The sequence below is a fragment of the Sutcliffiella deserti genome (assembly GCF_020037475.1).
Lineage (GTDB): Bacteria > Bacillota > Bacilli > Bacillales > Bacillaceae_I > Sutcliffiella_A > Sutcliffiella_A deserti.
Map to the genome: position 1 here is coordinate 40069 of NZ_JAIQDB010000005.1, position 14264 is coordinate 54332.

Sequence of the window (14264 nt, forward strand, 5' to 3'; positions counted from 1 at the left end):
TTTCAAGGGAACCAAACATTTTCCAATAGGAAGTAAATAGTTCTATCCCTTGAGGCTTAAGGCTTAAGGGAGAATCGAGAAGAAATTAAAGTAAAACTATTCAGAATATTCAGATGTGTAATATTTCCGTAATATTCTTGTTATGTTTGCTACTATTTTTCCGCCGACCCCTCCATATTTTGACCCAAACATAACAAAAAAAACCCTACATCTTGTGCTTTGTTACAGTAGTGTGTGAAAGAGGGGTCTGGCCCCTTTTTACAATATATGTAACTAGGGTCAGGTGATATTTTTAGGTGTTGGTGTGGAGAAATATAGTGAGCGAGAGGTCATTTTATTGCTTGGGGGTGGGGTTGTTTAGTATGATAAGGGTATTGTGCAGGTTTCGATATTTTGCGGAGGTGAATTGTATGTCCCGTATTTCAGAAGATCAAGTAAAGCACGTGGCTCATTTGGCTCGTCTTACCTTTAGTGAAGAGGAAGCTCAAATGTTCACAAGTCAATTAGATGCAATTATTTCATTTGCAGAACAGCTAAATGAATTAGATACCGATAATGTTCTACCAACTTCCCATGTTCTTAATATGAAGAACGTTTTGAGAGAAGATGTGCCGAAAAAAGGTTTACCAGTGGATGAGGTATTAAAGAACGCACCGGACCATAAGGATGGACAAGTTCGCGTACCTACAATTATAGAGTAGGAAGAAGGGGTAACCATGTCATTATTTGATAAAAAGATATCAGAATTACATAGTCTACTACATAAAAAAGAAATCACAGTTTCAGATCTAGTGGACACTTCCGTTACTCGTATAAGCGAAGTAGACGGTAAGGTAAAAGCTTTCTTGACACTAGATGAAGAGAATGCACGAAAACAAGCGAAAGTTCTAGATGAAGCACTTGGACTTGAGAGGGACCACGGCTTATTATTCGGGATTCCTATCGGATTGAAGGATAACATCGTCACGAAAGGAATTCGAACTACATGTGCTAGTAAAATCCTTGGTGACTTTAATCCGATTTACGATGCGACGGTTGTCGAGAAATTAAAGCAGGCAGAAACTGTAACCATCGGGAAAATTAACATGGATGAATTCGGAATGGGATCTTCTAATGAGAACTCCGCTTTTGCAGCAGTACGAAATCCGTGGAGTCTTGACCATGTACCAGGTGGTTCAAGCGGTGGATCAGCAGCAGCAGTTGCAGCAGGTGAAGTCTTTTTCTCGCTAGGATCTGATACAGGCGGCTCCATTCGGCAGCCAGCAGCATTTTGTGGTGTGGTTGGGTTAAAACCTACCTATGGCCGCGTATCTCGTTATGGGTTAGTCGCATTTGCCTCGTCTCTAGACCAAATCGGTCCTATTACACGTACAGTAGAGGATAATGCCTACCTTTTACAAGCAATATCCGGTCTAGACCCAAATGACTCCACTTCTGCACAAGCAGAAATACCGGACTTTTTATCTAGCTTAACAGGCGATGTGAAGGGGCTGAAAATTGGAGTACCAAGTCAATACCTTGGTGAAGGAGTCAGTGAAGAAGTTTGTCAATCTGTAAAAGATGCACTTAAAGTATTGGAAGGTCTTGGAGCATCGTGGGAAGAAGTGTCACTCCCTCACTCTAAGTACGCGCTAGCTACCTACTATTTATTGTCTTCATCTGAAGCATCGGCCAACCTTGCTCGCTTTGATGGTGTGCGTTATGGCTATCGTACAGATAATGCGAAGAATTTACTCGATATGTACAAACAAACACGGAGCGAAGGCTTTGGACCAGAAGTGAAACGTCGAATCATGCTCGGAACCTATGCATTAAGCGCAGGCCACTATGATGCATATTACATTAAGGCTCAAAAGGTCCGAACGTTAATTAAGCAGGACTTTGAAGAAATTTTTAATAAATTTGACGTAATTATCGGGCCAACCACGCCAACTCCAGCCTTTAAATTAGGCGAAAATACGAAAGACCCTTTAACGATGTATGCAAACGATATTTTAACCATCCCAGTGAACCTTGCAGGTGTACCAGCAATATCCGTGCCAGCAGGCTTTGTAGATGGGCTGCCGGTCGGACTGCAAATTATCGGCAGGCATTTTGATGAAAGTACAGTTTACCAGGTTGCCCATGCATTTGAGCAAGCAACCGACCATCATAAACAAAAACCACAACTGTAAGGGGTGAGACGATGAACTTTGAATCGGTTATAGGTCTAGAGATACACGTAGAGTTGAAAACCCGGTCGAAAATATTTTCCTCCAGCCCAACGGAATTTGGAGCGGATCCTAACACACAAACAAGTGTAATCGACTTAGGGTACCCAGGTGTCCTTCCTGTCCTAAATAAGCAGGCAGTAGAATACGCAATGAAGGCTGCGATGGCTCTCAACTGCGAAATTGCATCTGACACTAAGTTTGATCGGAAAAACTACTTCTATCCTGACAATCCAAAAGCATACCAAATTTCTCAGTATGACAAGCCAATTGGGGAAAATGGCTGGATTGAAATAGAAGTCGGTGGCGAAAAGAAGCGCATAGGAATTACTCGTCTTCACCTCGAAGAAGATGCAGGAAAACTAATGCACACAGGCGACGGCTATTCCCTAGTTGATTTTAACCGCCAAGGAACACCTCTCATTGAGATTGTTTCAGAACCTGATATAAGAACGCCAGAAGAAGCCTATGCCTACCTTGAAAAAATAAAATCAATCATTCAATATACAGGCGTTTCTGATTGTAAAATGGAAGAAGGCTCCCTTCGCTGTGATGCGAATATTTCCATTCGTCCAGTTGGGCAGGGAAAATTCGGCACGAAAGCAGAGCTTAAAAACTTAAACAGCTTTAACTTTGTACAAAAAGGCTTGGAGCATGAAGTGGTTCGTCAGGAGAAGGTTCTTTTATCAGGAGGAATTATCCAACAGGAAACACGTCGCTATGATGAGGCAACGAAGAAAACTGTGCTCATGCGTGTAAAAGAAGGATCAGACGATTACCGTTACTTCCCAGAGCCTGACCTACTGGCACTTCACATTGATGATGAATGGAAAGAACGAATTCGCCTTTCTATTCCAGAACTGCCTGATGTACGGAAAAAGCGCTATGTAGAAGAACTCGGGTTGCCTGCTTATGATGCTCAGGTTATTACGATAACAAAAGAAATGTCCGATTTCTTCGACGAGACAGTGAACAATGGAGCAGATGCAAAGCTTGCATCCAACTGGCTAATGGGAGAAGTTTCCGCCTACCTTAATGCCGAGCAAAAAGAACTACATGAAACTTCCCTAGAGCCAAAAGGCTTGGCTGGGATGATTAAGCTTCTCGAAAAAGGAACAATCTCTTCCAAAATAGCGAAAAAGGTATTCAAGGAACTAATCGAAAACGGCGGCGACGCAGAAGAAATTGTAAAAGAAAAAGGTCTTGTGCAAATTTCTGATGAAGCAACCCTTCGTAAAATCGTTGGCGAGGCACTTGATAACAACCCGCAATCGATTGAAGACTTCAAAAGCGGTAAGGACCGGGCAATCGGCTTCCTCGTTGGCCAAATCATGAAAGCAACAAAAGGACAAGCAAATCCTCCTTTGGTTAACAAGCTTTTACTTGAGGAGATTAAGAAACGATAAGTAGTGTTTTTGTTTTAGGGCAGAACTCCGGGTGTTGTGGGGGTTCTGTTTTTTTTTGTGCGTAAGGGATATGGTGTGGTGGTGCAGAAAAAGCAGACAGCGGCTGAACGGGTGAGTGTTTCTTCCATGGTGGAACGGCCGATAAAAATGCTGTTTTTGTGTTACATTTTGGGGTATTCCACCACAGAATGCGTTTAGTGGGTAGATTTCTTGGGGACTTGCATCCCGCATTCCGGTGTTGTGTACCACTTCTCCGGATTTGTGCACGCAACTCGGTTTTTTCGTATCACTTCTCGGGACTTGCGCACGCAACTCGGTTTTTTCGTATCACTTCTCGACATTTGTGCACGGAACGCTTTTTTCCATCGCTTATGGCAATTTGCGCTCGGCACCAGATATTATGCGCAACTTTCATGGTGGAACGGCCGATAAAAATGCTGTTTTTGTGTTACATTTTGGGGTATTCCACCGCAGAACGCGTTTAGTGGGTAGATTTCTGGGGACCTGCCTCCCGCATTCCGGTGTGGTGTACCACTTCTCCGGATTAGCGCACGCAACTCGGTTTTTTCGTACCACTTCTCGAGATTTGCGCACGCAACTCGGTTTTTTCGTACCACTTCTCGAGATTTGCGCACGCAACTCGGTTTTTTCGTATCACTTCTCGACATTTGCGCACTGAACGCTTTTCTCCAAAGCTTATGGGAATTTGCTCACTGCACCAGACCTTATGCGCAACTTCCGGGGTTGCCCGGCGGTTCTTCGTTTTTGTGTTACATTTTGGGGTATTCACCCACAAAATGCTTTAAGTGGGTAGATTTCACGGCGACATGCTTCCAGCAATGCTGTTTTTGTGTTACATTTCAGGGTAGTCCACCACAGAACGCGTTTAGTGGGTAGATCTCTGGCGACATGCTTCCCGCATTCCGATGTTGCGCACCACTTCTCGGGACTTGTGCACGGAACTCGGTTTTTTCGTATCACTTCTCGACATTTGCGCACGGAACGCTTTTTCTCCAAAAGCTCTAATTTGTTATTTCAATATGGCGAGCGGCTGTAAATTCAACAGACCCCGCTGCGGTTTCCCCCGCTTCACCACTGCGAGCCCGATAAAAAAAGCAAAGCACGACATTCCGCCGCACCTTGCTTCCTATTAAAACTCCCGCACATCACCCATGTATTCTTCCAACGTAATTTCTTTGTTGAAAATCTCTGTTGCAATTTCCACACCGATATAGCGGTAATGCCAAGGCTCAAAGGCGTACCCTGTGATGTTTGTTTTCCCTTTTGGATAGCGCAAAATGAAGCCATAGTGATGCGCGTTGTTTGCCAACCACTTACCTTCTACGGTATTTTCAAAGCTTTCCACTAGCTCCAAGTTGACGCTTTTGGCTGTAATATCCATGGCGAGGCCGGTTTGGTGCTCGCTTGTTCCTGGCCGTGCAACATATAGAACCGCTTGTTCGTACCCAAAGGTTGCAATTTCATTTTGAAAAATGGAATTTTGTGTTTCGTACGAGCGGAAACCAGACCGAGCATAAAGTTCAATTCCTTCTGACTGGGCATCAGCAAACATCATTTCCAACGATTCTGCAGCCTCTTGTCGCAGCTTCGAGCGGTCACTTTTTTCATCTCCAAACGAGAATGGCACATTTGGACGAATTAGATCTGGCGGACGGTATCCTTCAGGTAACGCCCAAAACTTGTTAACCATCACTGTAATCGTGGATGGATTCGCCACAACTGGTATGGCCTCTTCTTCAGGGGTCGAAGGTTCCACTTGTTCACCTTGCTCCTCAGAGGCAGGAGGTGCTTCTTCTCCTTCTTCTTGATTCTCCACTTCGTCTACCACCACCACTTCCTTCTTTATGAAAAATTCATCCCATATCGCATTTTCCTTGGATAGGTTGAGGGGAGAGGTGGACTTGGAAGAATGAGGTGAACCAACTAATAAGAGTTTCTCTTCTAATGGACTACATCCAATAAGTAGGCTAATGCTTGCTGTACCAATTATCATCTTTTTTAAAATTTGCAATGGTATTCCTCACTAACTTGGTTTATTATGGAAGAGGTGCGAATAATTCGTTTATTCAAAAAAGTCTCTCTTCTATTTTACACTTTTACACTATTTATCATAGTCTCTTTTTGCTGAATTAGAATTTGGGTATGGAGCTGTTGAACTGATAGTGTCAACTTACGCAAAACCAACGGTAAAAAAATCGCAAATGAAGATAAAATTTGCAATTTTATGAAACCAAAGATTGGTATAAACCGTATATACTATCGGAAGAGTAAATGGAGGGGGAGGTCAGGAAACGTTTGATGGAATACGGCTGGCAGACTTTTGAATGCAAGACAGATCAGCAAGACTAATCTAAAGATAAAGGATCGATTGCTTATGACGATGTTTGGAATGGAAATGGTGTCTCTCTATTTATGGGGGCTCATTATTTTCGGGAGCGTAACACTAATCTATATTTTACTTTCTGATGTTGTGGATGGAATATTTGATGTGATACCTGTGGATCCTGCACTTATTCTTTCGTTTTTCACTGTGTTCAGCGCCTCGGGTTATCTATTGGAGAAATTCTCTCCCTTTTCGGACTGGTTAGTGCTGGGAGCTGCTTCCTTAATCGCGATCGGGCTGGTTACCTTGCTGCATTTCTTTGTTTTTGTACCGATTCGTTCTGCGGAATCTTCGCTTGGTTACTCTGATGAGGATTTAAAAGGCAAACTTGCGAAGGTTATTATATCGGTGCCGCAGGACGGTTTTGGTGAAGTTGTGCTTAGCATTGGCGGGAGCACGGTATCCAAATCAGCCCAAAGCTTCGATAATGAACCAATTCCATACGATACGGAAGTACTGATCATCAACGTCCAACAAGGGGTAGTTTTTGTTACTCCTTACGAAAAAGTATTAGAATCATATAATCAATAGGGGGAATGGGTAATGGTATTTGGTGAAATCGCCATCATTATTGGTGTAGTCGTTATACTTCTTTTTGCACTTATTGTCGTGTTTGTTGCACGCTATAAGACGGCTGGACCGGATGAAGCACTAATTATTACAGGTAGCTATTTAGGTGGAAAAAACGTACATGTAGATGAATCAGGAAACAAGATCAAGATTGTTCGAGGTGGAGGGGCATTCATCGTTCCTGTTTTCCAACAATCGGACCCTTTAAGTTTACTTTCGATCAAATTGGATGTAAAAACTCCAGAGGTTTACACGGAACAAGGTGTACCTGTCATGGCAGATGGTACAGCAATCATCAAAATTGGAAACTCTATTGGTGATATCGCAACAGCTGCGGAACAATTTTTAGGAAAAGCAAAAGAAGACATGGAAAATGAAGCTCGTGAAGTTTTAGAAGGACATTTACGTTCTATTTTAGGATCCATGACAGTAGAGGAAATCTACAAAAACCGTGAAAAATTCTCTCAGGAAGTACAACGTGTTGCTTCACAAGATTTAGCGAAAATGGGATTAATTATCGTATCCTTCACCATTCGTGACATCCGTGACAGCAATGGATACTTAGAATCACTTGGTAAGCCACGTATCGCACAAGTAAAGCGTGACGCTGATATTGCAACAGCAGAAGCAGACAAAGAAACACGTATCAAGCGTGCAGAGGCATCCAAAGATGCGCAGCGTGCGGAGCTTGAGCGTGCAACCGAGATTGCGGAAGCAGAAAAAGAAAACAAAATGAAAATGGCAGAATACCGCCGAGAGCAAGATATCGCGAAAGCCCGTGCGGACCAAGCGTACCATCTAGAAGAAGCACGCGCCAAGCAAGAAGTAACGGAGCAGCAAATGCAAGTACAAATCATTGAGCGTCAGAAGCAAATTGAATTAGAAGAGAAAGAAATCTTGCGTCGTGAACGTCAATATGACTCTGAAGTGAAGAAAAAAGCAGATGCGGACCGTTACTCCGTCGAGCAAGCTGCAAACGGGGATAAAGCGAAGCAAATGGCAGAAGCGGATGCAACAAAGTACCGCATTGAGGCAATGGCCAAAGCAGAAGCTGAAAAAATCCGTATTGATGGTTTGGCAAAAGCGGATGCACAAAGAGCACAAGGGGAATCCGAAGCTGATATCATTCGTCTGAAAGGTCTTGCAGAGGCAGAAGCGAAAGAGAAGATTGCAGAAGCATTCGAACAGTTCGGTCAAGCGGCCATCCTCGACATGATTCTCAAAATGCTTCCTGAATATGCGAAACAAGTGGCAGCTCCGCTTGGAAACATCGATAAGATCACAGTTGTCGATACAGGTGGAAGTGGCGAAAACAGCGGTGCCAACAAAGTTACTGGCTATGCGACAAACCTGATGTCCACATTACAGGAATCACTAAAAGCATCATCTGGGATCGATGTAAAAGAGCTAATCGAGAACTTCTCAGGAAAAGGCAACGTCAGAAACAGCATCGACAGCCTAGCAAACGAACTATCAGTAAAAAATGAAATCAAAGCTCAAAACAAAAACGACGAAAGTCCAAATGCTCAATAAATAAATTTATTTTAGGGGCCAGACCCCGGCAGGAATTTGCTACTCTATGTAGTATTGCCGAGGGCCTGGCCCTTTTAGTTTGGGTGTGCGGAGTTAGTTGGGTTTTCATTTTTATTGCATCTTGACCATATAATAGGCTAATATGTTATCTGTGGTTAAATAGGGGTTGACTCTATTTGATCTGTAAATTTAGTGATTCAATAGATCGATCAATAATCAATCATTCATCTAAGCATAGCGAGATTTTAATCTATATATACAAGTTTGCAAATTTAATTATAGGATGATGGTAAATGAAGCGTGCAAGAGTTATTTATAACCCGACCTCTGGGCGTGAAGCTTTTCGAAAGCACTTACCAGAAGTGTTAGTGAGGTTAGAGAAGGCTGGATACGAAACGTCCTGCCATGCCACCACATGCCAAGGGGATGCAACAGAGGCAGCAAGGCTCGCTGTAGAACGCGAGTATGACTTAGTTGTTGCAGCAGGAGGAGATGGCACTATTAACGAAGTGGTAAACGGGTTGGCGGAACAACCTTACCGACCGCAACTCGGCGTCATTCCTGTTGGTACCACCAATGATTTTGCTCGAGCACTTGATCTTCCAAGGGACGATATTTTAGGGTGTGTGGACGTTATCACGAATGGAGTTCCAATGCCAATCGATATCGGCAAAGCGAATGATCAATATTTCGTGAACATTGCCGGTGGCGGAAAAATGACCGAGTTATCCTACGAGGTTCCAAGCAAGATGAAAACTGTCATTGGCCAGCTTGCTTATTATATAAAAGGAATGGAAATGCTGCCCTCTATCAGGCCAACCAATGTAGTTATCGAATTTGACGGGAAGGTGTATGAAGGAGAAATCATGCTTTTTCTTGTTTCCTTATCCAATTCAGTCGGTGGATTTGAGAAGCTTGCCCCTGATTCCTGCATGAACGACGGGATGTTTGATTTAATTATCTTGAAAAAAGCAAACATCGCTGATTTTATCCGAATTGCTACAATGGCATTAAGAGGGGACCACATTAAGGATCCTCATATTATTTATACAAAAGCAAATCGTGTAAAAGTCAGTACGCAGGAAAAAATGCAGTTGAACCTTGATGGGGAATATGGCGGCCTTCTTCCTGGAGAATTCGTTAATCTTTATCGCCACCTTGAAGTGATTGTATCCGAGAAACGTAGAGTCACTGAAATGAATAAATGCCACTAAACAGCGGGAAAGCCTGCTGTTTTTTTATTTTGGGAAGAAAGTTACCAGAACTCGAAGCTAGTATATGAAAAGTAAGGTTGGAGCAGAATGATGAAATCTTCTCCCTCCTCCATCACTCAACTTCTACCACAATTGTGTAGGACACTTCCCCATTTTTCCACTCAGCCAAGACTTCGTAGATATATCTGCCTTCCTCTGTTGGGACTGAGAAGGAATGATCAGTTAATGTCATCGCTTTTTTTCCACCGTCTTCATTCCATTGATAGAGAGTCAAGGCAGGTTTTTCTTCAACTATAATGGTCAACTTGGTGTTGGGTGGGATCTTGATTGCTTCAACATTCTCAGCAATCTGGTTAGGGGAAGCTGCGTCAGTCCGAGCCACATGTGTGGAAAAGCCCTCTTTTTTCTCCCAACGATAATTCCCCTGAGCCATTTCATATTCCGTATCATCTACCATAATAAAGCCAGGCATAGATGGAGGGAATTCTTCATCCATATTAACCTTATCCCCTGAGCAGCCAGTGATAACAAGAACCAGAATAGAAAGTAATATAGATGAAGTATACTTAATCAATAATTTCAAACTAATTCCCCCTTTAATCTTTTGACGATAAAAACCAGAGAAGGTTACAGTTTACGTACAGCTGACATGTTACGCCAGCCTTCTTAAGTTTATCCTGTAGAAGGTAGGACGGTGAAGTTTCAAAAAGGTCAGCGTTTTATTATAATGGATAGAAAAGAGGAGGCAGATGATGAACAGCCACGAAAAAGCAATTCAAGAAGCAGAGCATTCTATACATAAGGCAAAAGCAAGCGTAAGTCAAAATCATTGGCGCCTTAACTACCATATAGCTTCTCCTGCACACTGGATTAATGACCCTAACGGATTTTCCTACTACAAAGGGGAATATCATCTATTCTATCAACATCATCCCTACGATCCGACATGGGGACCGATGCATTGGGGACATGTGAAAAGTAGGGATCTGGCGTCATGGGAGCACCTTCCAATCGCCTTGGCTCCAAGCAGCGAATATGATAAAGATGGGTGCTTTTCTGGAAGTGCAGTGGAAAAGGACGGTAAGCTCTATTTAATGTATACCGGAAATGTATGGACAGGGGAAGACCATGAAAGTGAACTAGAGCAAGTACAAGCATTAGCCATCAGTGAGGATGGAATCCATTTCACAAAGTATGAGAATAATCCTGTGATAGCAAAGGCGCCAGAGGGCGATATTCACCCATTTCATTTTCGTGATCCAAAGGTATGGCAGCATAATAGGAACTACTATTGCGTGCTTGGATCGAGAACGAAGGAACATATCGGACAGGTCTTGCTTTATCAGTCCCATGATCTTGTAGAGTGGAATTTTATGTCTGTTATGGCAAAAGGGGAAGGGAATTTCGGTTACATGTGGGAATGTCCCGATTATTTTGAGCTTGATGGCAAGGGCGTCCTCGTGATGTCGCCTCAAGGAATGAAACCAGAGGGTGTAAAATTCCATAATCTTCACCAGGCAGGTTATGTGCTGGGATCACTTGATTATAAAACAGGAAGATTGGAACATGGACCTTTTGAAATGCTTGATTATGGCTTTGATTTCTACGCTCCTCAAACCACGGTGGATGACAGCGGCCGACGAATCGCGATTGCATGGATGGCGATGTGGGAAAGTGAGATGCCGGAGCAGAAGTATCAATGGGCCGGTGCGATGACGATCCCTCGTGAGCTTCAATTAGTAGACGGTAAAATCATAAGCACACCGGTGGAAGAATTGAAAAAGCTGCGGGCTGATGAAGTAAGTTTTGAAAATGAACTGCTGACCACAGAGACATCATTTTCTTCAGTGGAAGGCACGAGTCTTGAAATGGAGGTAACAATTAATTCCGGACAAGCAGAGGAATTTGGGATAAAGCTGCGTAAAAGTGAGCAGGAAGAAACCGTCCTCACCTATAATGTAAAAGAAAAGCTTCTTACGCTCGACAGGGAAAAAAGTGGAGCAGGGCCAGGGGGGACTCGTCAAGCTCCAGTGTCCTTGGTGGACAATAAGCTCACTCTCCGGATATTTGTCGACTCCTCTTCGGTTGAAGTATTCATCAACGGCGGGGAAAAAGTAATGACAGCAAGAATCTATCCTTCCCAACTTGCAAATGGAATTTCCTTTTTTGCAAAAGGGGAAGCAAAGATAGTTAGATTGAGAAAATGGAATATGACTAAAGGAATCTAAAAAACGGTGCAAATCTCCTAGAAGATTTGCACCGTTTTTCTCACTGTTTTAAGGAAAAATATGTTAAGATTTAGAAGAACTTCTTTTAGCCAGGGGGAGGAAAACAAATGAATGCAGAGAAATGTAAAGGCTTTATTTTATTATGCCTTATAGCAATAATGCTTGTTGGCTGTACTTCTAATCCTCAAGACAATGAACCGCTGGAAGTAGACATCTATGAAATCACATCCTCCATGGAAGAGAATGAAGAACTTAATCAACAATCTTTATTTTATGAAATTCATATGAATTATAGTGACAGACTTGAAATGGACAATGAAACGGTAGAACCTTTAATCGCAGGCTGGATTGAAGAGAGATTAATAGAACAAGAAATTAGTGATTTTGAAGAGTTGGATGACAATAAATTTAGAATCAAAGGTAAAATTACTTTTAATTCTAAAGAGCTATCGCAAGAGGAAATTATTCAACTTTTGGAACAGGATGCATCCATTCAAGGTGTGTATTTTCAAACAGCTGATGGCACGAAATACCAAGCAGCAAAGGTCGGAACTGTGTCAGAACTGATTGAAATAAAGGAAACAGATGTTAAATAATGCTTTTCCCTGCAACGGCTACTATCGGAGAAGGGTATTGTGATGCGGGTTTGAAGTACTAGGTATAGAATATAAATCATTTAGCTTCCCTTTTTGGAACATTGACAATGCAAGACAAACTGGATATAATCTTTTCAAATATCAAAACGTGGAAGAGGATTAGTAGAGTGGTCATGTCTATTAAGAGAGGGTGCTGAGTGGTGAGAGGCGCCTATAGATGTTCATTTGAACCTGCCTCAGAGTTCTGTATCAGATTGTATGAAGATACAGCGGTTCAAAACCGTTACCATGGAGAGTGTAAAGCGATGCTTTGAATAAGGGTGGTACCGCCAGAAATGGTCCCTTATACGAGCATGGCTTTTTTTATTTTATAAAAAGAGGTGTTGGCGATGAGCAAGAAGTTTGTTGAAAAGATTACCGGGATGGATGATGATTTTGCACAGTGGTATACCGATGTGGTAACAAAGGCGGAGCTTGTGGACTATTCGAGTGTACGTGGTTCGATGATTATCCGGCCATATGGCTATGCGTTATGGGAAAATATCAAAAATGAGCTGGACCGCCGGATTAAGGAGACGGGACATGAGAATGTGTATATGCCATTGTTTATTCCGGAGAGCCTTTTGCAAAAAGAAAAGGATCATATTGAAGGCTTTGCACCTGAAGTGGCCTGGGTAACACATGGCGGTGACGAGAAGCTGGCAGAGCGGCTGGTGGTTCGTCCAACATCTGAGGTGCTTTTCGGGGAGCATTATAAAAATATTATCCATTCCTACCGTGACCTGCCGAAGTTATATAACCAGTGGGCAAATGTGGTTCGTTGGGAGAAAACAACAAGGCCGTTCCTGCGTACCCTGGAATTCTTGTGGCAGGAGGGCCATACGTGCCATGAAACTGATGAGGATGCACAGGAAGAAACCGTGAAAATGCTGGATGTGTATGCAGAAATCTGTGAAAAGTTTCTGGCGATTCCAGTTGTAAAAGGACAAAAGACCGAGAAGGAAAAGTTTGCAGGCGCCAAGCATACGTATACTATTGAGAGCTTGATGCATGACGGAAAGGCCTTGCAGTCTGCCACCTCCCATCATTTAGGGGACGGTTTTGCGCGAGCGTTCGGGATTCAATTCCTTGACCGCGAAGGCAAGCAGCAGTATGTTCAGCAAACCTCATGGGGCTTTACCACTCGCATTATCGGCGCCATGATCATGGTGCATGGGGATGACAGGGGCTTGGTGGTTCCACCTCGAGTTGCACCAACTCAGGTGATGATCGTGCCAATTGCACAGCATAAAGAAGGCGTGCTGGACTTTTCCTATAACTTGAAAGAGCGTCTGGCTGCCCAGTTCCGTGTCGGCATTGATGCAAGCGATAAAAAGCCGGGCTGGAAATTCAACGAGTACGAAATGAAAGGCATTCCGCTTCGCTTAGAGGCTGGTCCACGCGATATCGAGCAAAACCAGGTTGTGCTGGTGCGGCGTGATACGGGGGAAAAACTGATCGTTTCGATGGATGGTCTGGAAACGACGGTTGCAGGGCTGCTTGAGGAAATTCAAGCGAGCTTGCTGGAAAAAGCAAGGCAGCATCGCGAGGAGAAGACAAGTGTCGCCGTGACTTTTGACGAATTTAGAAAAGAGCTCGAGGAAAAAGCAGGCTTCATCAAGGCAATGTGGTGCGGCGAGCAAAGCTGTGAAGACAAGGTTAAGGAAGAGACTGGTGCGACGTCACGCTGCATGCCATTTGAGCAGGAAAAACTGTCAGAGGAATGTGTGTGCTGTGGTGGTGAAGCGAAGAAGATGGTTTATTGGGCGAAGGCTTATTGATGGCGGTTTGGGGGCTGAGTGACGAAGGAAGAGACGGGGGGCGAAACTTGTCACGATTTGTCGAATGGTCGATATATCGGATAGAATGGTTGATAAAATAAAATAGTGGATGATAAGTTGGCTATTTTGAACGATAAAAATAAATTTCGGACAATAACCGCTCGAGAATGGACGATAAATCGAATTCCAGCCCGGCCCTTCCTTGCAAAGAGCAGTTAAAACAACAAATTAAAGGCAGTCGGGCTTCATCCTGCAGAGAATATAGAAGCGTTCTACTACATTT

Annotated in this window: 11 protein-coding genes and 1 other annotated feature; of the genes, 9 read left to right on the top strand and 2 right to left on the bottom strand. The window is 43.3% G+C overall.

The annotated features are described in order from the left end of the window. Positions 1–410: 410 nt before the first annotated feature. Genes gatC through gatB form a run of 3 tightly spaced genes read left to right on the top strand, consistent with a single transcriptional unit; the run spans position 411 to position 3616 of the window. Positions 411–701: an Asp-tRNA(Asn)/Glu-tRNA(Gln) amidotransferase subunit GatC gene (gene gatC / locus K9B36_RS10985; RefSeq protein ID WP_223702108.1), complete on the top strand. Its 291-nt coding sequence runs from the start codon at positions 411–413 to the stop codon at positions 699–701. A gap of 15 nt (positions 702–716) precedes the next feature. Continuing rightward, positions 717–2174 (top strand): Asp-tRNA(Asn)/Glu-tRNA(Gln) amidotransferase subunit GatA, encoded by a 1458-nt coding sequence (gatA, locus tag K9B36_RS10990; RefSeq protein WP_223702109.1) that lies wholly within the window; start codon positions 717–719, stop codon positions 2172–2174. An 11-nt stretch (positions 2175–2185) separates the two neighbouring features. Further along, positions 2186–3616 (top strand): Asp-tRNA(Asn)/Glu-tRNA(Gln) amidotransferase subunit GatB, encoded by a 1431-nt coding sequence (gene gatB / locus K9B36_RS10995; protein WP_223702110.1) that lies wholly within the window; start codon positions 2186–2188, stop codon positions 3614–3616. Between the two features lie 1150 nt (positions 3617–4766). On the opposite strand, the gene K9B36_RS11000 is transcribed toward gatB, so the two are convergent. Beyond that, positions 4767–5648, bottom strand: coding sequence for a M15 family metallopeptidase (locus K9B36_RS11000; protein ID WP_223702111.1), 882 nt, complete (start codon positions 5646–5648; stop codon positions 4767–4769). A 363-nt stretch (positions 5649–6011) separates the two neighbouring features. Between K9B36_RS11000 and K9B36_RS11005 the strand changes: the two genes are divergently transcribed. The 3 genes from K9B36_RS11005 (at position 6012) to K9B36_RS11015 (ending at position 9337) form a co-directional block, all read left to right on the top strand. Next, positions 6012–6551, top strand: coding sequence for a hypothetical protein (locus K9B36_RS11005; protein WP_399201794.1), 540 nt, complete (start codon positions 6012–6014; stop codon positions 6549–6551). Between the two features lie 12 nt (positions 6552–6563). Next, positions 6564–8123 (top strand): flotillin family protein, encoded by a 1560-nt coding sequence (locus tag K9B36_RS11010; protein ID WP_223702113.1) that lies wholly within the window; start codon positions 6564–6566, stop codon positions 8121–8123. A gap of 293 nt (positions 8124–8416) precedes the next feature. Next, on the top strand, positions 8417–9337 hold the full coding sequence (locus K9B36_RS11015; RefSeq protein WP_223702114.1) for a diacylglycerol kinase: 921 nt from the start codon (positions 8417–8419) through the stop codon (positions 9335–9337). Positions 9338–9449: 112 nt separating this feature from the next. Here K9B36_RS11015 and K9B36_RS11020 read toward each other — a convergent pair whose 3' ends face one another. After that, a complete protein-coding gene (locus K9B36_RS11020; protein WP_223702115.1) occupies positions 9450–9920 on the bottom strand; it encodes a hypothetical protein in 471 nt (156 codons plus the stop codon). A 169-nt stretch (positions 9921–10089) separates the two neighbouring features. Here K9B36_RS11020 and K9B36_RS11025 point away from each other — a divergent pair, with 169 nt between their 5' ends. The 3 genes from K9B36_RS11025 (at position 10090) to proS (ending at position 13981) form a co-directional block, all read left to right on the top strand. Next, positions 10090–11565 (top strand): glycoside hydrolase family 32 protein, encoded by a 1476-nt coding sequence (locus tag K9B36_RS11025; protein ID WP_223702116.1) that lies wholly within the window; start codon positions 10090–10092, stop codon positions 11563–11565. Between the two features lie 107 nt (positions 11566–11672). Continuing rightward, complete coding sequence (locus tag K9B36_RS11030; RefSeq protein ID WP_223702117.1) at positions 11673–12161, top strand: hypothetical protein; 489 nt, start codon at positions 11673–11675, stop codon at positions 12159–12161. Positions 12162–12301: 140 nt separating this feature from the next. Then, positions 12302–12508 (top strand) — a binding site (T-box leader). Positions 12509–12550: 42 nt separating this feature from the next. Beyond that, a complete protein-coding gene (gene proS, locus K9B36_RS11035) occupies positions 12551–13981 on the top strand; it encodes a proline--tRNA ligase (protein ID WP_223702118.1) in 1431 nt (476 codons plus the stop codon). Positions 13982–14264: the final 283 nt, after the last annotated feature.